This is a genomic window from Pseudomonas sp. CFBP13508 (genome assembly GCF_005233515.1).
Lineage (GTDB): Bacteria > Pseudomonadota > Gammaproteobacteria > Pseudomonadales > Pseudomonadaceae > Aquipseudomonas > Aquipseudomonas mercuritolerans.
Genome location: NZ_QFZZ01000002.1, coordinates 115,845 through 136,557 on the forward strand (window position 1 = coordinate 115,845; position 20,713 = coordinate 136,557).

Below are 20,713 nucleotides of genomic sequence, written 5' to 3' on the forward strand. Positions count from 1 at the left end.
CGTGGACTTTTTGTTAACCCGGCATCACTCCGGCGTGCCGTGAATCACACCGGCGGTATTGTCGAGCAGGCTCTTGGTCGCGGTTTGCAGGAACGCTTCAAGTTTGAGTCTGAGTTCGGCAGTACGCGGCGCATCCGGTACAACTTCGGCGTGCGGATTGGCGCCGAGCTGGTATTGCCAGATTTTCGGCCCCATGTCCTTGTCACGCGGCAGTACCAGAATCTGGTCGGCGGTGACGATGGCGGTGGTCTGCTCGCTGCCCGATGGCTTGATCACACCGAAACCGGTATCGCCCTGCGGCAGGTTGAGCAGGTCACGGCCCCAGCACTGGTGACGCACTTCACCACCGAGACGGCCCATGATGGTCGGCACGATGTCGATCTGCGTGCCCACGGTGTGGTCACGGGCACCGAACTTCTGCTGAATGCCCGGGGCGATCATCAGCATCGGCACGTTGAAGCGCCCCAGGTCCATTTCGGTGATCTGGCGCTCGTTGCCGAAGCCGTGGTCGCCGACGATGACGAATAGGGTTTCGTTGAAGTACTTCTCTTTGCGCGCCTTCTCGAAGAACTGGCCGAGCGCCCAGTCGGAGTAGCGCATGGCGGTCAGGTGTTCGTTGAGGCTGCCACGGTCAGTGACACGCTCGACCGGTAACGGCGTCGGCAAGGCGTACGGCGTGTGATTGGACAGGGTTTGCAGCAGCGCGTAGAACGGCTTGCCGTTTTCCCGCGCCTTCAGTTCCTGCAGGCCACGATCGAACATGTCCTGGTCGGAAACGCCCCAGGTCGGATCGGAGAACACCGGATTGACGAAGTCGTTGCGGCCAACGAAGTTGGTCATGCCCTGGTTGCTGAAGAAGCCCGACTGGTTGTCCCAGGCGAAATCGCCGTTGTAGACGTACACGTCGTCGTAGTCGCGGGCACTGAGCACCTGCGGCAGGCCGGACAGCTTGTGGCTGCCTTCCGGGGTCTGCATCAGGTATTCGAAGCCAGGCAGGTTCGGGAAGCAGGCCATGGTCGCGAACATGCCCTGGTGGGTGTGGGTGCCGTTGGAGAAGAAACGGTCGAACAGCAGGCCTTCCTTGGACAGCTTGTCCAGGTAAGGCGTGATGTTGCCCGGAGCACCCAAGGCGCCAACCGAGTGACCGGCCATGCTTTCCATCAGGATCACGACGACGTTCTTGATCGGCAGGGTCTTGTCGGCTGGCGGCGTGTAATCACGGCGCACGGCAGCAATATCGGCGTCGACCAGTTTGTCGTCAGGCATGAGCAGCATGTCACGGACGATTTTCTGCGCCTGTTCCTGCGGCAGCGTGGCCTTCCAGATATTGTCGCGATCCTCGCCCATGCGCGACTTGGCGGCTTCGATCAGCGACAGCGTGGCGTTGAGACCGAGCTGGTTGGCGAAGTTGGAATCAGTCGTGTACACGTCACCCCAGCGCATCGGCGGGCCTTGACGCAGGGTGCCACGGGCGGCAACCACACAGATCAACAGGCAGACCACGAACACCGCGAGACGGGTGTACCACGGCGCGATCTGACGGGTGCCGACGCTGCCACCGCTGAAAGGGCCGCGCGGGCGGGTGGCACGGTCAGCGCCTTTAAAGGCAAGTGTCAGGATCACGGTGCCGATCACCCACGCCAGCAGGTAGCGCACCACCGGAAAGCCGTACCAGAGCATGCTCATCACGGTTTTCGGGTCTTCCTTCACGTACTGGAATACCAGACCGTTGAGGCGCTGGTGGAACTCGCGGTAGAAGTCCATCTCCATCAGGCCGAGGAACAGGGCGATGCTCGATGCGATGGTCAGCCACAGGCGGAAGAAACCGCGCGCGGCCATGGCCCGGGCACTGAACAGCGCCAGCACCAGTGGAATGCACAGGTACACCACCAGGCGCAGGTCGAAACGCAGACCGTTGACGAACGCTTCGAGGAAGGTCGCTGCCGGCGTGTCGAGGATCATCTCGCGGTTGTAGACCAGCAGCGCAAGGCGCAGCGCGGAAAACATGACCATCATGACCAGTGCGCACAAAAGCGTGTAGGCCAGATGCGATTTGACGGTCGGTTGCAGCAGGCGAGCAGAAGATCGCTGCTGATTCAGGGCGTCCGGGTTTGCCATGTCGTTTTAGGACCCATTGGAAGTTGAAGTTGCAAAAATACAGCGGCGCCAGGCCCTCTATTGGTCATTCCAGACCCCGGGGCGTGCGCGGTGCGCAAATGTTGCACGATCGTTCACACCATTGCCATTGAATACTGCCTTGCTCTTCGAGACTTTCATGCAAAGGGCTGGCGGCACTATGGCAGGCAACAAGTGCGGGCGGATTGTCTTGGAGACTTTGTGAAAATTTCGTGCAACGAATATCTGGAAATACAATTTAGAGACAAAACAAAACGCCCCGAACCGGTCGGGGCGTTTTGCTTAGAGCGTGAAGGTTATTTCTCGGCGCGTTGTTTCAGCGCTTTCAGGGTATTGAATGGCGCATCGACAACAAACTTGTTGGCGACCATGGCCGGCACGCTGCCACCCGGCTCGGTGTGCACTTGATAAGTTACTTCAACCTGATCGCCTTTCGGCACGAACTTCCAGAAGCCTTTGACTTGCTGGACCCGGACGAAACCTTTTTCTTCCGGCAGGTAGGTCGGCACACCTTCAAGATTACGGGTCAGGCTGCCATCGGCGCCTTCAATAGTGGTGATCTTCAGCACCGAATCACGCGGGGTCACCGGCCATGGCGTGTTGAATTGCGAATAGGTCCAGCTCAGATCGCCTTCGTGCTTGAGCAGTTTCTGGCTCTTGCACTCGTGAATCCAGGCGCAGGCGCCAGAGACGTCTTCCTGCAAGGCGCGCAGTTTGGCGACGGTGGTCTTCATCAGCGCGACGCCCTGATAGGACTTGTAGTCCGAACCGGGTATTTCACTCAGGGAAACCTTGATGCCATCTTCGTTCTTGGCAACTTTCCAGTCTTCCGCCTGGGCGACCGAAGTGGCAAGTACGGCAGTCAGACCACACAACACAGCGATACGGTGCAGCGAACCCATAGTGTTATTCCTTATTGTTGAAGTTCCGTTGGTGAACACATCACGCCGCCGTCATCTGCTCCCACCAGCCGATCAATCTGATCGCTTCTTCCGAACTGCTGCCGCACACCTCGACATCCGCAGCGAAGCCCGAGCACACAGCCGGACGTTCCGGACGGCCGAAAATGCTGCACAGATTATCGACCGACAGTTGCACGCAACGTTCGCCGGCGGGTTTGCCATCGGGCATGCCGGGGATCGGCGAACTGATGGAGGGGGCAATGCAGCAAGCGCCACAGCCTTCGCGGCATTTCATGACGAACAGATCCTCGCGACGGGCGATGTGTAAAGAGACGGGAAACAGAGTAACCGCTAAAACGACTGTTTCAAATTGCTACGAGCGGCTTTTCAACGATAAGTAAAAGTGACCGGGCAGTCTCCGACGAAGCGTCTGCTCTGCGCGTTGCAGAGTGCTGCATCTATTGCTTGAATTCGAAATCCAGCGCCGCGCCTTCGACATCGCGCCGTGCTTCGTTGCGCAGTTGCAGCTGCATTTCGTTGCTGAGCAAGCGGCCGTTGAGCTGGAAGCCGTTGTCTTTCTCGCCAAACATCTGCGGCAGGATCGCCTCGCGCTTGGGCAGCTCCACGGCGCCCTCGGGCTTCAACTCTTCAACCATATCCTTGGGCAGGCTGAGATCGAGTTTTGCCGACGGCAATTTGGTCTTCGCTACTTCGCTGGCGGATTTCGATTTCGAAGCCACCGGGCGGCGCTTCTTCACCGTGGCGTTTTTTTTCGCCTGAGCTTTTTTTGCGGGAGTCGCGGACTTGGCTGCTTTGTTCGCCGTACTCGTCGCTGCCGGTTTTTCCTGGGCTGCGGCCGCCAGGACACCCGGTGCCTGACCGACCATCAGCAAACCCAGCAATACCCACGCGGCAGGAACAATCGCTTTCATGGACCCAACGAACTAACGGCAGAGGGCCACATGCTCGCCTGTTGTGCGTCACATGACAAGCATCACCTCCCTGCTCGTTCAGAATCCGCCAGCGGTTTCCTGACACAGTTGGGTGGCCAACAGGCCCAGCGTCATCAGCGCCCGCTCCGCCTCGCGGTTCCACGGAATGCCGCAATTGAGGCGGATACAGTGGTTGAACTGCTCGGTATTACTGAAGATCAGCCCCGGTGCGATGCTGATGCCTTGTTGCAGCGCGCGAACATGCAATTCCTGGGTGTTGACCCGCCCCGGCAAACTCACCCAGAGGATAAAACCGCCCGTGGGCCGGGACATTTGCGTGCCCTCGGGGAAGTGCTGCTGCACCGCCAGCTGAAACGCACTGAGGTTTTTCCGATATTCCTGGCGGATGTAGCGTAAATGCCGGTCATAACCGCCGTTTTCCAGATACGCGGCAATCGCCATCTGCGTGACGCTACACGCCGAATGGGTACTGAAGGTTTGCAGGCGCTGAATTTCCTGCTGGTACTTGCCGGCAATCATCCAGCCGATGCGTACACCCGGCGACAGGGTTTTGGAGAAGCTCGAGCAGTAGATCACCCGATCCAGACGATCGTAGGCCTTCAGTGCCTTGGTACGGCCCTGTTCGAACATCAGTTCGCCGTAGATATCGTCTTCGACAATCTGAATGTCGAAATCCGAGGCCAGCCGCAGCAACTGTTTCTGCCGCTCTTCCGGCATGGTCCCGCCGAGGGGATTGCTCAGGCGCGTGGTCAGCACCAGCGCCTTGATCGACCATTGGTTGGCGGCCAGTTGCAAGGCTTCCAGACTCATGCCAGTGGCGGGGTCACTGGGGATTTCGATGACTTTCAGGCCGAGCAGATCGGCCAGTTGCAGCAGGCCGTAATAAGTCGGCGATTCGGCAGCAATCAGATCGCCCGGCCGGGTCAGCACGCGCAACGACATCTGTAAAGCGTCGACACAGCCGTGGGTGATCACCACTTCCGATGGATCGACCACCACGCCAGCGTCACGCATGCGAATCGCCACTTGCCGGCGCAGCGGTTCGAAACCGGGGCTGAACATGTAGCTGAACGCCCGAGGGCTGTGGAACCGGGTGACCTTGGCCAATTGCTGATGCAGCGCGCGCACCGGCAGATAATCGACACTCGGCACCGCAGCGCCCAGCGGAAACACGCCTTCGCGGCGCGATTCGACCAATACCTGTTGAATGATGCTGCTGCGGGTGACCAGCCCCGGCCGTTCGACCCGGGCGATGTCCGGCGTCGGCGCGGTCAGCGCCGGGGTCTGGTGGACGTAATAACCCGATTGCGGACGGGCGCGGATCAGGCCCTGATCTTCAAGGTTGGCATACGCCTGCAACACCGTCGCATGGCTGACGTTGAGCTGCGAACTCATCTTGCGCACCGAAGGCACGCGCTCCCCCGGTTGATAGACACCACGGCGGATGTCTTCGGCCAGTTGCTGAGCAATACGTTGGTAGAGCAAGAGATTGGTCATGACGCAGCACTCGATTTCACGGGCGTTTTATTCTTGTCTGAAACAATACCGGAACAGTTTAGAAGTGTACTGGGACAGTTGCCAGATTACTCGACCGTACAGTGCGGTGTCTGCCCTATCTGTACGGTTTTGCGCGGCAATCGACAGACGTAAAAAAGCCCGGCACTGCATGACAGTCCGGGCTTCCCAGAGACGCAACCTCAGCGGGCGGCGCCGAGCTGGCCTTTTTCGTCGGAGAACACAATTTCCACACGGCGGTTCTGCGCCCGTCCACGCTCGGAGGCGTTGGCGTCGACCGGGAACTGATCGCCGTAACCTTCGACCTGAATGCGTTTTTCGTCGATACCCAGATCGACCAGCACGTCAGCCACCGACTGCGCACGATCACGGGACAGTTTGAGGTTTTCCTGCTTGCCACCGGTGCTGTCGGTGTAACCCTCGATGCGCACCACGCGCTTGGGGTTCAGTTGCAGGAACTGGACGATCTTCAGCACGACGCGGTTGGCCGAGTTTTTCAGTTCGGCCTGGCCGGTGTCGAACAACACGTCGCCTAGGGTCATGACCAGACCACGATCAGCCTGTGTAGTGGCCAGCGCCACGATCTGTTCCTCCAGCCACTTGCCCTGCTGCTGCACGCTAAGCAGCTTCGATTCGCGCAGGGCCAGTTGCAGACGTTGCCGCTCAAGCTCGAGCTTGGCTGCGCGCTCCTCATTGAGCGCCTGATTGGTGTGCTCGCGGGCGATTTCGCTGTAGCGCTGGCTCAGGTAGGCGTAATGCACCACGTCGGCACCGCTGCCCCAATAGGTCGACAGCCGATCGGCGCGAGCCAGGGATTCGCCAGCGCGGATCACGTCTTTCGGCGCGATGCGCAGCACGTTGGAATCTTCCTTGACCTTCTGGAAATCAGCGCCGGCCTGTTGCAGTGCCGCCTCGCTGTGCTGGCCGGCGCAGCCGTACAGGCTGGCGCAACCGGCAAGAAGCAGAATGCCCAGAGCGTTGGACTTGATGCTCATTGCGCTTCCCCCAGTTGCAGCTGCTTGCGCAGGCGGACAATGCGGGTATTGAGCACATTAAGCTGCTCTTCGCTTTTTTTCGTCAGCACCTTGGCTTCAGCCAGACGTGCATCCAGTTCAGCCTGCTCGGCACGCATGCGCGCGTTGCGATAGGACTCGTCCGCCATGTTGCCTTTGGCGCGGCTGTACTTGGTTTCGGCCAGTTGCATTTCCGGCACTTCGTCAGCGGTGGCGCCCACTGCCTTGGCCTGCACGATGGCTTGTTCGGTCAAACGCATTTGTTCAGTGGGTGCCGGATCGGATGCGCACCCGGCCAGGGCCAGAACGGCCACAGCCGCGAAAAGAGGTCGAATACTCACTAAGAATCCCTACTGTTTTGGGGCACTGACAGGTTGTGGCGGCTGCTGCTGTTGCGCCTTCCAGCGCTCGATGTTGCGTTGCAGCGCGGCTTCCGTCAGTCCGGATGCGGGCAATTCTGTCATCTTTTTGGCGAGCTGTCCGCGCAACCACGGATCGTTGCAGGCCGAGTTATGCGAAACCGCGAGGAACAGACCCGGCCGGTCGATGGGTTGTTCGAACGCCAGCAGATCGCTGGTCATGCCCAATGTCTGCGCGGCGGCCAGGCCTGAGTAACGTCCGGCGAGGACATATTCCACCTCGCCCAACAGCAATTTCTGTAGTGCCTCGGTAAGGTTTGCTGTGCGGGTCAGGGTCAGATTCTGTTCAGCGAAAGTGCCGAATGCCTGGGTCATTCGAGACTTTTCCGACACCGCACCGGCGTGGCCTTTCAGGTCGATCGCCTCGCCGTAGGTCAGCGTCGAACCTTTGCGGGTCCACACCAGGTAATCGTTTTCCAACAGTGGCGGATGGATGTAGTCGAGGTTCTCCAGCTCATTCACAGTCAGCGGCGCGTCGGCGAGCATGTCCATGCGCCCGCTGCGCACTTCATCAAGGGCCTGTGAGCGTTTGCCGGCATACAGCAGATCGACTTTGATGCCCAGATCCTTGGCCACTTGCTGCAACAGATCGGCACTGGCGCCGATCAAGCGCTTGGGGTTTTGCGGGTCCTGCCACAGGTACGGCGGCGCGTCAGGGCTGCCGGTGACGACCAGGCGCTCGCACTTGCCAGCGGCCATGGCCAAACCTGGCAACAGCATAAATCCCAACAACCATCCGCAGCGCAGATCCATGGCAAAACGCTCCCCACTCAAATTCGAGACAAAAAAAAGCCCGACCAACAGGCCGGGCTCTTTATAAGTGAAGCCGCCGGATTAGACCAGCTTCTCCAGCTCAGGTACTGCTTCGAACAGATCCGCCACCAGACCGTAATCGGCCACCTGGAAGATCGGTGCTTCTTCGTCCTTGTTGATCGCAACGATCACCTTGGAATCTTTCATGCCGGCCAGATGCTGGATCGCGCCGGAGATACCGACGGCGATGTACAGCTGTGGCGCAACGATCTTGCCGGTCTGACCGACCTGCATGTCGTTCGGTACAAAACCTGCGTCGACCGCAGCGCGCGAAGCGCCAACAGCAGCGCCAAGCTTGTCGGCCAGGGCGTACAGGTGTTTGAAGTTGTCACCGTTCTGCATGCCGCGGCCGCCAGAGACGACGATCTTGGCAGCGGTCAGCTCAGGACGATCGGACTTGGCCAGCTCTTCGCTGACGAAGCTCGAAGTACCGGCGTCGTGGGCAGCGCCAACGGTTTCAACGGCAGCCGACCCACCTTCAGCAGCAACCGGATCGAAACCGGTGGCACGCACGGTGATCACTTTGATCGCGGCGGTCGATTGCACGGTAGCGATGGCGTTACCGGCGTAGATCGGGCGCTTGAAGGTGTCAGCGCTTTCAACCGAGATGATCTCGGAGATCTGGTCAACGTCCAGCGCAGCAGCAACGCGCGGCAGGATGTTTTTGCCGTTGGAAGTGGCGGCAGCCAGAATGTGGCTGTAACCCTTGCCCAACTCTGCAACCAGAGGAGCAACGTTTTCCGGCAGCTGATGCGCGTAAGCGGCGTTGTCAGCATTCAGGGCTTTGCTCACCCCAGCGATCTTCGCAGCGGCTTCGGCCACCGGGCCTGCGCCCTGACCTGCTACCAGAACGTGGATGTCGCCGCCGATTTTGGCAGCCGCAGCCACGGTGTTCAGCGTGGCCGGGGCCAGCACTTTGTTGTCGTGTTCAGCAATAACCAAGATAGTCATTTAGATTACCTTCGCTTCGTTTTTCAGTTTCTCGACCAGTTCAGCCACCGACTTGACCTTGATACCCGCGCTGCGTGCAGCCGGCGCTTCGACTTTCAGGGTCTTGTTGGTGGAGGCGGTGGAAACGCCCAAAGCGTCCGGAGTCAGCACTTCGAGAGGCTTCTTCTTGGCTTTCATGATGTTTGGCAGGGACGCATAGCGCGGCTCGTTCAAACGCAGGTCGGTGGTGACGATGGCCGGCAGTTTCAGCGAAACGGTCTGTGCGCCGCCGTCGATTTCGCGAGTCACGGCAACGCTGTCGCCGGAGACTTCGACTTTCGACGCGAACGTGCCCTGACCGTAGCCGCTCAATGCCGCGAGCATCTGGCCGGTCTGGTTGTTGTCGCTGTCGATCGCCTGTTTGCCAAGGATCACCAGCTGCGGCTGTTCCTTGTCGACGACAGCCTTGAGCAGCTTGGCCACGGCCAGCGAGGTCAGGTCTTCAGCGGATTCGACGAGGATGGCGCGATCGGCACCCAGAGCCAGTGCGGTACGCAGCTGTTCCTGAGCGGTGGTCGGGCCGATGGAGACGACGACGATTTCAGTCGCAACGCCCTTCTCTTTCAGGCGTACGGCTTCTTCCACGGCGATTTCGCAGAATGGGTTCATCGACATCTTGACGTTGGCGAGGTCGACGCCGGAATTGTCCGCCTTGACGCGGACCTTGACGTTGTAATCCACAACGCGTTTGACAGCTACAAGAACCTTCATGGATTCCTCGTTACTCTCCGGTGAAAAGAAAGTCGCCTAGGCGAACCTGGCGGATGATGCTCATCGGGCGACAAGGGCACCTCTAAAAACGCCGGCTTGAATGTGAGGTGATTCACTTCGCGAAGGGAGGTGACCGTTCGTCAGGGGTGACTGTCGGGTCATTCATTCTCACGCTGTGTAAACTGCGCGCCGGACTTGCGCTGCGCATCACCGTCTACTGCCTGTGCCCTGTCTTTAGAGGTGCTCTTGAAACCGCCAGTCTGCCTACGGCGAGCGCAAAACCGCCCGTATCTTGACCGGAACGCCCATTCTGGTCAATACGCCAAAATGCCCTGTCATAAGCCGCGCTTCTTTGATTTATCAGGGCTGGAGGCGATTCAAACAAACGTTTGTATTGGACGCTGAGAGTGGTGTAGATATAATGCGCCGCCTAGAGAGAAAGGTGGATTCGCCAATATTCCCTTTGACGTTAACGTAAAGGCAATATGGATGCGAGATCAAACCTCCATATTAGAAAAAAAACTGTTGAGCCTTGAGTAGGAGATAGCCTGTGGAACGCGAATACATGGAATTCGACGTCGTCATCGTCGGTGCCGGCCCCGCTGGTCTGTCCGCCGCCTGCCGCTTGAAGCAGAAGGCCGCTGACGCCGGTAAGGAAATCAGCGTCTGCGTGGTCGAAAAAGGCTCCGAAGTCGGCGCGCATATCCTCTCCGGTGCGGTGTTCGAACCCCGCGCCCTGAACGAATTGTTCCCGGACTGGAAAGAACTCGGCGCGCCGCTGAACACGCCCGTCACACGCGATGACATTTTCGTGCTGAAAAACGCCGACAGTGCGCAGAAGATTCCTGACTTCTTTGTGCCCAAGACCATGCACAACGAAGGCAATTACATTATCTCCCTCGGCAACCTGTGCCGCTGGCTGGCTCAGCAGGCTGAAAATCTGGGTGTAGAAATCTACCCGGGCTTCGCCGCTCAGGAAGCGTTGATCGATGAAAACGGCGTAGTGCGCGGGATCATCACCGGTGATCTGGGCGTCGACCGCGAAGGCAACCCGAAAGAAGGCCTGTACACCCCGGGCATGGAACTGCGTGGCAAATACACGCTGTTCGCCGAAGGCTGCCGTGGCCACATCGGCAAGCAACTGATCAAGCGCTACAACCTCGACAGCGATGCCGACGTCCAGCATTACGGCATCGGCCTGAAAGAAATCTGGGAAATCGACCCGGCCAAGCATCAGCCAGGCCTGGTGGTGCACACCGCCGGCTGGCCGCTGGACATCATGGGCACCGAGAACACCGGCGGCTCGTTCCTCTATCACCTGGAAAACAATCAGGTGGTGGTCGGTCTGATCGTCGACCTGTCCTACAGCAACACTTACCTGTCGCCGTTCGATGAGTTCCAGCGCCTCAAGCATCACCCGGTGCTCAAGCAATATCTGGAAGGCGGCAAGCGCGTCAGCTACGGCGCCCGCGCCATCGCCAAGGGCGGCCTGAACTCGCTGCCGAAAATGGTCTTCAAGGGCGGAGCGCTGATCGGTTGCGACCTCGGCACCCTGAACTTCGCCAAGATCAAAGGCAGCCACACGGCGATGAAATCCGGCATGCTCGCGGCAGAATCGGTAGCCGATGCGCTGTTCGCCGAGCAGGATTGCACCGTCGAACTGACCACTTACGTCGACGCATTCAAGAACAGCTGGCTGCACGAAGAACTGTTCGCCAGCCGCAATTTCGGCCCGGCGATTCACAAATACGGCGCGATCATCGGCGGTGGTTTCAACTGGCTGGACCAGAACATCTTCGGCGGCAAACTGCCGTTCACCCTGCGCGACACCAAGCCGGATTACGCCTGCCTGAAGCTCGCGGCCGACTGCAAGAAGATCGACTACCCGAAACCTGACGGCAAACTGAGTTTCGACAAACTCAGCTCGGTGTTCATCTCCGGTACCAACCACGAAGAAGAGCAGCCGTGCCACTTGAAGCTGACCGATCCGAGCATCCCGATCAGCAAGAACCTGCCGCTGTACGACGAACCGGCGCAGCGTTACTGCCCGGCCGGCGTATACGAAGTGATCACCAAGGAAGACGGCGAGAAGCGCTTCCAGATCAACGCCCAGAACTGCGTGCACTGCAAGACCTGTGACATCAAGGACCCTGCGCAGAACATCACCTGGGTGGCACCGGAAGGTGCCGGCGGCCCGACTTACCCGAACATGTAAGTCGAAACGCTGAACAACAAGGCTCCCGAAATGGGGGCCTTTTTGTTGCCCAAAATTCCTCTGCCACCACAAAACAACTGTGGGAGCGAGCCTGCTCGCGAAAGCGGTGTGTCATATAAAGATGATGTCGACTGATCCAGCGCCTTCGCGAGCAGGCTCGCTCCCACAGGGGATTATCGGCGGATCAGGCAGCGCGCTCTTCCCCCGGACTGCGTTCGAAGTAACGCTTGTATTCGCGACTGAATTGCGACGTGCTCTGATACCCCACCCGATGCGCCACCTGCGCCACGCCCAGCCCCTCCGCCACCAGCAGCGTCTGCGCCTTCAACAAACGTAAACGCTTCAGATACTGCACCGGCGACAACAGCGTGCTGCGCTTGAAATGCTCATGAAAGGTCGACACGCTCATGTTCGCGCAACCGGCCAGGGTTTCGACATTCAGCGGCTCGGTGTAATGCGCATGCAGATGGCTGATCGACGCCGCCACCCGGGCGAATTGCCCTTGTTGCTCGACCAACGCCCGCAACACATCCGCTTGCGGCCCGCGCAGCGCGACGAACAATAATTCGCGAACCCGCGCCGGGCCGAGAATCTGGCATTCCAGCGGATCGTGCAGACAGCTGAGCAGCCGCTCGACACAACCGCGCATGCCATCGTCGAGCACCACCGAGGTCATCGACTCCGGCGTCTGCGCCGGAATATGCCGACCCGGCGCCAGCCCCATGGCCAGCACCAGTTCGCCGAGCAGGACGCGATCGATCGCCACCGACACACCGAGCAATGGCGCATCGGGCAAGGCAAAGGTTTCGCATTCGAACGGCACCGGCAGCGCCTGGATCAGATAATGCCCGGCGCCGTACTCCATGGTTCGTGGGCCGAGGAACGCCAGTTTACTGCCCTGGGCGATGATCATCAGGCTCGGCTCGTAGATATGCGGGCCACGGGCGACGTCGCAACTGGCGCGCAAAATCTGCACACCGGGCAGACCGGTCTGGCTGTAGCCATCGCGCAGCGCCAGCGGTTCGATCAGCGAAACCAGCCGGGCATTGGCATCAAGATGACGGGTCAACTGCATCGAATAGGTCTTCGTAAAATTCACGGAAAAGGGGATGAAAACATCATCGCAGATCCGCTGGCCAATGCGATCGCCGAAACCCGCATGCCGGAGGATTAGGCATGAGACCCGGAGAAATCGTCATGGCCGCCTCCGCCTCTGGCGCCCAGAATTCACCGTCTCACTTGTCACTGTTTTTGCGAGGTCACCCATGTACACCGCCATCGGCTATGCCGCCCAATCGGCCACCACGCCCCTCGCCCCGATGAAATTCGAACGCCGTAGCCCGCGCGCCGACGACGTAGCGATCGAAATTCTCTACTGCGGCGTCTGCCATTCCGACATCCATCAGGCACGCAACGAATGGGGCATCGCCGTTTATCCGCTGATGCCCGGCCATGAGATCGTCGGAAAAGTCACCGCTGTCGGTGCGAATGTCACCCGTCACAAGGTAGGCGATCTGGTTGGCGTCGGCTGCATGGTCGATTCCTGCCGCAGCTGCGAAGCCTGCCAGGCGAACCTCGAGCAATATTGCCTCGAAGGCCCGACCATGACTTACGCCACCCCGGACCGGGTCGATGGCAGCAACACCATGGGCGGTTATTCCGACAGCATCGTGGTCAGTGAGCACTTCGTTGTGCGCATTCCCGAGAAACTGGCTCTGGCCAGCGCCGCACCGATTCTCTGTGCCGGTATCACCACCTACTCGCCGCTCAAGCACTACGGCGTCAAGGCCGGTGACAAGGTCGGGATTCTCGGCATGGGCGGCCTCGGCCATATGGGGATCAAGTTCGCCAAGGCCATGGGCGCGGAAGTCACGCTGTTCACCCGCTCGGCGAGCAAGGCTGAAGAAGGCCGCCGTCAGGGCGCCGATCACGTCATCGTCTCCACCGATGCCGAGCAGATGAAGGCCGCGGCCGGCTACTTCGACTTCCTGCTCGACACCATTCCGGTGCAGCACGATTTGAACCCGTACCTCGACACCCTGCGTTTCGACGGCGTGCACATTCTGGTCGGGCTGATCGAGCCGGTGAACCCGCCCGTGCACGCCGGCAAACTGGTGATGAGCCGCCGCGTACTGGCCGGCTCCTTGATCGGAGGTATCGCCGAGACCCAGGAAGTGCTGGATTTCTGCGCCGAGCACAACATCACCTGCGACATCGAAATGCTCGACATCCGCCAGATCAACGAAGCCTACGCTCGGATGATTGCCGGTGACGTCAAGTACCGCTTCGTCATCGACATGGCGACGCTGAAGGCTTAAACCTTCACGGCTTACACCTTCAAGCCCAGCTCCGCCGACAGCCGGGTTGTGACCCCTTTGAGCAGGGGGATCAACTCGGCCATTTTTTCCAGCGGCATGTACGGCACGGTGCTGGCGATACTGATCGCCGCGACAATGCCCTTGCTCGCGTCACGAATCGGCGCCGCCACGCAGCGGATCGACGGTTCGTTGTCTTCCAGATCGAACGCGTAGCCACCGGCGACGTATTCGCCCATGCGCTGCTCAAGCTGTTCCCACGACTGCTGGGGATGCTGCGGCCAGAACTGACTTTTGCCACCCGCCGGCAGGCTGATGTCGTACAGCCGCCGCCAATCCTGCGGCGAATCATCGAGCATCAAGGCCTTGCCGATACCGGTGCGCACCAGCGGCATGCGATGGCCAACCCGCGAGCGCATTTCCGGGCCGTTGCGTCCGGGATTCTTCAATAGATACAGCACTTCGTCGCCTTCGCGAATGCCCAAGTGCACGGTATCGCCGGTCAGGGCCGAGAGCTCGTCCAGATACGGCCCGGCCAACGTCACCAGCGGCAACTCTTCGCGGGCCTGAAAGCCCAGTTCGATCAGTTTCGGCCCAAGTAGATAACCGATCTGCGGCACCACGCGCAGATAACGCTCGTCGACCAGACAGCTGGCCAGACGATGGGTGGTGCTGCGCGTGGTGCCGATCAGCCGGGCGATCTCCTTGAGATCACGCGCGCCACTGGCCACTGCCTGCACCACACCGAGGCCGCGCAGCAGCGTCTGGGTGCCGGTGGGCGCGGCGTCCTTGGTTTTTTCCGGGGCGTCTTCCTGCATATCCAGCCTTTTACCGTTGAGCGAAGGAACGGGCGGCATTATGGTCGCCCGACGCAGAGCACTACAACTCGATACGCTCGACCTTGCCGACCAGCAGCACGTAGGACAAGGCGCCAACCAGCGCGAGCACGGCGATGTAGGTGATCGCCGGGGCGAACGAATCGCCGCTGGCGAGGAAGCCGATCACAATCGGCGTAGCAATAGCCGAGAGGTTGCCGATGAAGTTGAACACGCCACCGGTCAGGCCGAGCAAACGCGCCGGTGCCAGCGTCGACACCAGCGACCAGGTGATCGACGCCAGACCGTTGCCGAAAAATGCCAGGGCGAGGAAGGCAATCACCAGCGGCGTCGACTCGACAAAGTTGGCGCCGATGATCGAAGTCGAAATCAGCAGCCCGCCAATGATCGGCAATTTGCGCGCGAAGCCCACGGTGTAGCCACGCCGGATCAGGAAGTCGGAAAAGAATCCCGAGCACAACACACCGACGAACGCGGCAAGAAATGGCAGCGATGCGAGCAGGCCGGACTTGATGAAGTCCATGCCGCGATATTTCACCAGATAGGTCGGAAACCAGGTGAGGAAGAACCACAGCGTCGAGTTCAGGCAGAACTGGCCAAGGTAAATGCCCCACAACTTGCGCTTGCTGAGGACGATACTGAGATCGGTCCAGCTGAACTTGGCTTTGACCTTGGCCGTCTCGGCCTGGATATCCACCAGCCCGCCACCTTCGCGGATCAGGTCGATTTCCGCCTGGTTGGTGCCTTTGAAATCGCGCGGCTCGCGATACACCGCGTACCAGATCAGCGCCCAGAGAATGCCCACCGCGCCGGTGGCGACGAACACCATGTGCCAGCCGAATGCATGTTGCAGCCACGCCAGCACCGGGGTCAGGAAAGCCAGACCGACAAACTGTCCGGAGGTGTAGAAACCGATCGCCGTGGCGCGCTCGCGCTCAGGGAACCAGGTGGTGACCACGCGGCTGTTGATCGGATAGGCGGGCGCTTCCAGCGCACCGACGGCCATGCGCAGCACGAACAGGGCGATGAAGCTGCTGACGAAACCGAGCATTACCGTGGCCACCGACCACAGCAGCAGCGCGACGCTGTAAAGGATGCGCGGCGGCACCCGATCGACCAGCCAGCCGCCGGGGATCTGCATGGCAGCGTAGGTCCAGCCGAACGCGGAGAAGATCAGACCGACATGAACCGGATCGATGCCCAGCTCACTGGTCAGCGCCGGCGCGGCAATCGACAGATTGCTGCGGTCGAGGTAGTTGATGACCACGGTGATGAACAGCAACACCATGATGAAAAATCGCTTGCGGCTAGGCGTGACTAAAGACGCCTGCCCGGAGAGGGTGTGCGTTTGCATGAGAGATGCCTCTTTTTATGTTTGTTTGAGGACAGTCTTGAGACTTGAACAGAATCCTGTGGGAGCGAGCTTGCTCGCGAAGACGGCGGCACATCCGGCATCGATGTGACTGACCTGCCGCATTCGCGAGCAAGCTCGCTCCCACAAGGGATTGGTGGTGTGTCAGGCAGTACTCACCACTCGGCAAAGCTGCCATCGGCATGACGCCAGATCGGGTTGCGCCAGCGGTGGCCGACTGCCGCACGCTCGATCACGTACTCCTCGTTGATCTCGATGCCCAGCCCCGGGCCGTTCGGGATCTTGACGAAGCCTTGGTCGTAGTCGAAGACGCGCGGATCCTTCACATAGTCGAGCAAGTCGTTGCTCTCGTTGTAATGGATGCCGAGGCTCTGCTCCTGGATAAACGCGTTGTAACAAGCCGCGTCGAGTTGCAAACACGCCGCCAGGGCGATCGGGCCTAGCGGGCAATGCAGCGCCAGCGCGACGTCGTAGGCTTCGGCCATGTTGGCGATCTTGCGGGTTTCGGTGATGCCGCCGGCGTGGGAGGCATCCGGCTGGATAATGTCGACGTAGCCTTCGCTCAACACCCGTTTAAAGTCCCAGCGCGAGAACAGCCGCTCGCCGAGGGCAATCGGCGTGCTGGTCAGCGGCGCCAGTTCTTTCAATGCTTCGTAGTTTTCGCTGAGCACCGGTTCTTCGATGAACATCAGTTTGTACGGGTCGAGCTCCTTCATCAGCACCTTGGCCATCGGCTTGTGCACGCGGCCGTGGAAGTCGACGCCGATACCGACGTTCGGCCCGACCGCATCACGCACGGCGGCAACGTTGGCCAGGGCAAGGTCGACTTTCTCGAAAGTGTCGAGGAACTGCAGTTCTTCGGTGCCGTTCATTTTCACCGCCGTGAAACCACGGCTCACTGCTTCTTTCGCCGCACGCGCGGTGTCGGCCGGCCGGTCGCCGCCGATCCACGAATAGACACGAATCTTGTCGCGCACCTGGCCACCGAGCAGATCGCTGACCGAGACGCCGAGGGCCTTGCCCTTGATGTCCCACAGTGCCTGGTCGATACCGGCCAGTGCGCTCATGTGGATCGCGCCGCCACGGTAGAAGCCGCCGCGATAGAGCACGGTCCAGATGTCTTCGATATTGCGTGGGTCTTTGCCGATCAGGTAGTCGGACAACTCTTCCACCGCAGCAGCTACGGTATGCGCGCGTCCTTCAACCACAGGCTCGCCCCAACCGGTCACGCCCTCGTCGGTTTCGACCTTGAGGAAGCACCAGCGCGGCGGAACGATGAAGGTCGTGAGTTTGGTGATTTTCATCTCTGCTCTCTTTTGTAAATGCAGCTTTTATTAGATGCAGCGCGCACAGCGCCAAAAAGTCTTAACGCAGGGCTTTCCAGGCAGCCACATAGGCCTTGGCATTGACCGCCACCTGCTCGGGCGTCATGCCCGGTTTGAACAGGCCGGAACCGAGACCGAAACCTTTCACACCGGCATCGATAAAGGCCTGCATGTTGTCCGGTGTGATCCCGCCGACCGGCGCCAGCACCGTGCCGGCTGGCAACACCGCTAGCCAGGCCTTGACGACCGCCGGGTTCATTTGTTCGGCCGGAAACAGCTTGAGAATGTCCGCGCCCTCGGCCAATGCGGCGAAGGCTTCGGTCGGCGTGGCCACGCCCGGCGACAGGTACAGCCCCGCCGCTTTCGCCGCGCGCAACACTTTGGCATCGCTGTGCGGCATGACGATCACTTGGCCGCCAGCCGCTTTGACCTGCTCGACCTGCTCGGGGCTGAGCACCGTGCCGGCACCGATCAGGCAATCGGCGGGCAGCGCATCACGCAGGATGCGGATACTTTCGTACGGCGATGGAGAATTGAGCGGTACTTCGATGACGCGAAATCCGGCGGAATACAGGACTTCTCCGACAGCCGCCGCTTCCTGCGGTTGCAGGCCACGCAGAATCGCGATCAGACCGTTTTGTGCCAGTGCTTGCTTGAGCATGTCAGGCCTCCAGTCAGGTTAACGGGATGAGGAATCGATCAGTCCGGCGGCGCGCGCCAGTTGCCACAAGCCACGCTCGGTGGCCTGCTCGGCCAACGTCACCTGAGCAAAGCCGCAGGCGTCGAGGGCACGGCGATATCGCGTGCACAGTTGCGCATTGCCGATGAGCACGATCGATGGAAGATTTGCTTGATTGCGCCGGCGCCGCTGCACATTGGCGAGCGCGGCCAGCTCATGGCCGATCATCAGGCCGGACAGATAATCCGCCTGAGCAGTCGGGCTCAGTTCACCGGTGAGGCCGAGGGTGCGGGCGCTGAACAAGGTCGACAGCACGCCGAGCTCAGCATCTGTCGACAGCGCAATTTGCACGCCGCGATCGAACGCCTGCGCATCGAAGGTCGGGCTCGGCTGCTGAGTACGGCCGAGAATGCTGTGCTCGCTGAGCACGGCGAAGACTTCGCCAGTCATGAACGTGTCGAAATGAGTGATGCGGCCATCGACCACTTCCACCCATTTCGAGTGGCTGCCGGGCAGGCCGATCAGCAGATCGCTACCCGCCTCGGCCGGCAGACTCTGCAGCACGCCGAGGACTTGGGTTTCTTCGCCACGCATTACATTCGGCAGACGCGAACGCTGGATCACGCCCGGGACGATATGCACCGGCGTACCGCGCAAGCTGACAACGGTTTGTAGGGAATTTCCGAGATGGGCGACGTCGGCCGGCGTCTCGCAGTAAGCCGCTTCGCGCCAGCCCTGCGCACTGCCGAGCATGCCGCAAGCGATTACCGGCAGATCCGGCTGCGCATCGAGCCAGTCACCACAGGCCTCGTCGAAGGCCAGTTCAAACCCATCGGCGCATTCACGGCCGTGGATGATTCGCGGGGTCTTGGGCAACTGCATGATCCCGGACGACAGCGCACGCTGCTCCAGCACCACACCGTCCGCCGCGAGTTTGTAAGCACGTAATGAGGTCGTCCCCCAATCGAGCGCGATCAATTGCGCCTGCATCGCTTCACCTGTTTTGTTTTTGGCAGTGAGTGCGATGGACTATAAACCCGAAGGATGTGAAATCTCAATATATAAATATCAATCCCATATTATGGGACGCGTCGACAGTAACGGTATCACCTCGCTCAAAACGCCCCCCCGGCTGCAAGGATGGCGATCGAATGCCGCGAAAGGCCAAGTCAGGCTTGCACGGACAAAATGCAAGGTTCGCCATGCCACTGCGGTCGGGAAATATTCAGGTAGAGCGGCCCTCGAAAGAGGCAAGGCCGGACGGGATATCTTTCATTTTGCATGGCCAGTTGTCAGCAAATCCGCGCTAGGTACCTGCATAATCTTGGAAAAATACGTCTTGTATGTAGTGGAATGGACTCTATACACACAGGAAAAGGAATCTCTGGCTTTTAAAAGGGGATCAAGTGTTTCCCCTTTCAGGCGCCTTTCTCCCCCCTCATCGTCTACCGACTCGTCAAAAATGACATCTGCCCTATAAATTAACGAGTCAGGTGAAACCCTCTCGATAAACCCGAAGCCGGACTGTTTAATTCGGTGTGCCTGAGAAAAATCAAGATCACTTGTCAACGAGCAGACCAGCCCACGCCCTATAGACGACTTGAACAGGCCGAGAAGTTCCACGTCGGACTTGAAATAAACTTGATAAATTCCGGTAGTACGAAGCCGCTCTGTCTTTTCGTATTTAAGGTTAGCAATGGGCCGGCCATGATTCAAAGAACAAGCCGAGAGCACCGATATACATATTGCCAAGATCAAAACCTTCATAGGCGGTTACCCCTTGATCCATTTGAATATTGACTCCGCTACAATCTGTCGCGCTGACTTTCCACCGGGCAAGGCATGAGCATACATAAAGTTGGCATCTGCGTGATTGATATCGAGCCGCCCCATGACATTCGGCCCTTCGGAGATCTCCCATTGCTCACCGAGGTCTGCAACCAGATCTGACAGGTTCCAATCGACCGCAGCGGCCCTGATATTTACCCAATACTGCGCTTTAGGCTTGGGAACCTGACGATATATTTTCGAAATACCATATACGATTTTGCCGTGTCCTACGGGATCCAGGGTCACCAAAATTTTTATTTTGAAACCGCGCTCGGTTAAAACGGCAGACAAATGAGCATCGTTCCAGCCACCCAAACTGTGGCCGATGATATAAATCGCAGTATTGCAACTTGGAATTTTTCGAATAACGTTACGCTCCAGATCCTCCTCACTCATAAATGAGTTATAACCAAGGGGCAACGTCGTACAAGATTTCTGTATCTCCAGCGCTTCGATGTCCGCGTCGACCATGTCTCGCACATAGTCGACATTGTGATTGGGACCATCAACGTAATACCGTTCCTGATCGCCAGCTCCACCAACAAGAAAAACCATTGCATCGCGGATGCTTACTGTTACTTGCTTGACCGATTGATCTGTCTTGCAAGTAAGTGTATGACTCACGGGATCCCTTTTCGCCATTGCCGGTGGTGGAGCCTCCGCTGTTGCACTTCCATTTGCCATCTCTA

20 protein-coding genes and 1 pseudogene are annotated in these 20,713 nt (G+C 59.4%); 2 read left to right on the plus strand and 19 right to left on the minus strand.

Going from position 1 to position 20,713, the window contains the following annotated elements:
- Window positions 1–24 precede the first annotated feature (24 nt).
- From PspCFBP13508_RS04985 to PspCFBP13508_RS05030, 10 genes are all read right to left on the minus strand, one after another.
- A complete protein-coding gene (locus PspCFBP13508_RS04985; protein WP_137213868.1) occupies window positions 25–2,118 on the minus strand; it encodes an LTA synthase family protein in 2,094 nt (697 codons plus the stop codon).
- Between the two features lie 314 nt (window positions 2,119–2,432).
- The gene (locus PspCFBP13508_RS04990; protein ID WP_130911908.1) at window positions 2,433–3,038 is read right to left on the minus strand and encodes an START domain-containing protein; all 606 of its coding nucleotides are present in this window, start codon (window positions 3,036–3,038) and stop codon (window positions 2,433–2,435) included.
- A gap of 40 nt (window positions 3,039–3,078) precedes the next feature.
- Window positions 3,079–3,333: a YkgJ family cysteine cluster protein gene (locus tag PspCFBP13508_RS04995; protein WP_016770949.1), complete on the minus strand. Its 255-nt coding sequence runs from the start codon at window positions 3,331–3,333 to the stop codon at window positions 3,079–3,081.
- Between the two features lie 163 nt (window positions 3,334–3,496).
- Entirely contained in the window at window positions 3,497–3,970 is a 474-nt protein-coding gene (locus PspCFBP13508_RS05000) for a translation initiation factor 2 (protein ID WP_130911907.1), read from the minus strand.
- A gap of 78 nt (window positions 3,971–4,048) precedes the next feature.
- The gene (locus PspCFBP13508_RS05005) at window positions 4,049–5,488 is read right to left on the minus strand and encodes a PLP-dependent aminotransferase family protein (protein ID WP_024013893.1); all 1,440 of its coding nucleotides are present in this window, start codon (window positions 5,486–5,488) and stop codon (window positions 4,049–4,051) included.
- A gap of 200 nt (window positions 5,489–5,688) precedes the next feature.
- Window positions 5,689–6,501: an OmpA family protein gene (locus PspCFBP13508_RS05010; RefSeq protein ID WP_137213869.1), complete on the minus strand. Its 813-nt coding sequence runs from the start codon at window positions 6,499–6,501 to the stop codon at window positions 5,689–5,691.
- Window positions 6,498–6,860 carry a DUF4398 domain-containing protein gene (locus tag PspCFBP13508_RS05015; RefSeq protein ID WP_178084471.1) on the minus strand — a complete coding sequence of 121 codons (363 nt, stop codon included), beginning with the start codon at window positions 6,858–6,860 and terminating at the stop codon, window positions 6,498–6,500. Before PspCFBP13508_RS05015 ends, PspCFBP13508_RS05010 begins: the two co-directional genes overlap by 4 nt.
- A gap of 9 nt (window positions 6,861–6,869) precedes the next feature.
- Entirely contained in the window at window positions 6,870–7,691 is an 822-nt protein-coding gene (locus PspCFBP13508_RS05020) for a transporter substrate-binding domain-containing protein (protein WP_137213870.1), read from the minus strand.
- Between the two features lie 81 nt (window positions 7,692–7,772).
- The gene (locus tag PspCFBP13508_RS05025; RefSeq protein WP_137213871.1) at window positions 7,773–8,702 is read right to left on the minus strand and encodes an FAD-binding protein; all 930 of its coding nucleotides are present in this window, start codon (window positions 8,700–8,702) and stop codon (window positions 7,773–7,775) included.
- Window positions 8,703–9,452, minus strand: a complete 750-nt coding sequence (locus PspCFBP13508_RS05030) for an electron transfer flavoprotein subunit beta/FixA family protein (RefSeq protein WP_007908338.1) — start codon at window positions 9,450–9,452, stop codon at window positions 8,703–8,705.
- A gap of 550 nt (window positions 9,453–10,002) precedes the next feature.
- On the opposite strand from PspCFBP13508_RS05030, the gene PspCFBP13508_RS05035 reads away from it, so the two are divergent.
- A complete protein-coding gene (locus PspCFBP13508_RS05035; protein ID WP_016770955.1) occupies window positions 10,003–11,667 on the plus strand; it encodes an electron transfer flavoprotein-ubiquinone oxidoreductase in 1,665 nt (554 codons plus the stop codon).
- 74 nt (window positions 11,668–11,741) lie between these two features.
- On the opposite strand, the pseudogene PspCFBP13508_RS27575 reads toward PspCFBP13508_RS05035, so the two are convergent.
- Together PspCFBP13508_RS27575 and PspCFBP13508_RS05045 are read right to left on the minus strand one after the other, a co-directional pair.
- Window positions 11,742–11,834 (minus strand): annotated as a pseudogene (locus tag PspCFBP13508_RS27575) (metal ABC transporter ATP-binding protein); the annotation flags it as partial.
- 17 nt (window positions 11,835–11,851) lie between these two features.
- Window positions 11,852–12,742 (minus strand): AraC family transcriptional regulator, encoded by an 891-nt coding sequence (locus PspCFBP13508_RS05045; RefSeq protein WP_064361232.1) that lies wholly within the window; start codon window positions 12,740–12,742, stop codon window positions 11,852–11,854.
- A gap of 190 nt (window positions 12,743–12,932) precedes the next feature.
- Here PspCFBP13508_RS05045 and PspCFBP13508_RS05050 point away from each other — a divergent pair, with 190 nt between their 5' ends.
- Window positions 12,933–13,985, plus strand: coding sequence for an alcohol dehydrogenase catalytic domain-containing protein (locus PspCFBP13508_RS05050; protein WP_016770957.1), 1,053 nt, complete (start codon window positions 12,933–12,935; stop codon window positions 13,983–13,985).
- Window positions 13,986–13,996: 11 nt separating this feature from the next.
- On the opposite strand, the gene PspCFBP13508_RS05055 is transcribed toward PspCFBP13508_RS05050, so the two are convergent.
- From PspCFBP13508_RS05055 to PspCFBP13508_RS05085, 7 genes are all read right to left on the minus strand, one after another.
- Window positions 13,997–14,800, minus strand: coding sequence for an IclR family transcriptional regulator (locus PspCFBP13508_RS05055; RefSeq protein ID WP_016770958.1), 804 nt, complete (start codon window positions 14,798–14,800; stop codon window positions 13,997–13,999).
- Between the two features lie 61 nt (window positions 14,801–14,861).
- Window positions 14,862–16,172, minus strand: a complete 1,311-nt coding sequence (locus tag PspCFBP13508_RS05060) for an MFS transporter (RefSeq protein WP_137213873.1) — start codon at window positions 16,170–16,172, stop codon at window positions 14,862–14,864.
- Between the two features lie 173 nt (window positions 16,173–16,345).
- Window positions 16,346–17,494, minus strand: a complete 1,149-nt coding sequence (gene dgoD, locus PspCFBP13508_RS05065; RefSeq protein ID WP_016770960.1) for a galactonate dehydratase — start codon at window positions 17,492–17,494, stop codon at window positions 16,346–16,348.
- Between the two features lie 61 nt (window positions 17,495–17,555).
- Window positions 17,556–18,176: a 2-dehydro-3-deoxy-6-phosphogalactonate aldolase gene (locus tag PspCFBP13508_RS05070; protein ID WP_071173195.1), complete on the minus strand. Its 621-nt coding sequence runs from the start codon at window positions 18,174–18,176 to the stop codon at window positions 17,556–17,558.
- Between the two features lie 18 nt (window positions 18,177–18,194).
- A complete protein-coding gene (locus PspCFBP13508_RS05075) occupies window positions 18,195–19,184 on the minus strand; it encodes a 2-dehydro-3-deoxygalactonokinase (protein WP_137213875.1) in 990 nt (329 codons plus the stop codon).
- A 282-nt stretch (window positions 19,185–19,466) separates the two neighbouring features.
- Window positions 19,467–19,961, minus strand: coding sequence for a hypothetical protein (locus tag PspCFBP13508_RS27400; protein WP_178084472.1), 495 nt, complete (start codon window positions 19,959–19,961; stop codon window positions 19,467–19,469).
- 6 nt (window positions 19,962–19,967) lie between these two features.
- A complete protein-coding gene (locus tag PspCFBP13508_RS05085) occupies window positions 19,968–20,708 on the minus strand; it encodes an alpha/beta hydrolase (protein ID WP_137213876.1) in 741 nt (246 codons plus the stop codon).
- Window positions 20,709–20,713 lie beyond the last annotated feature (5 nt).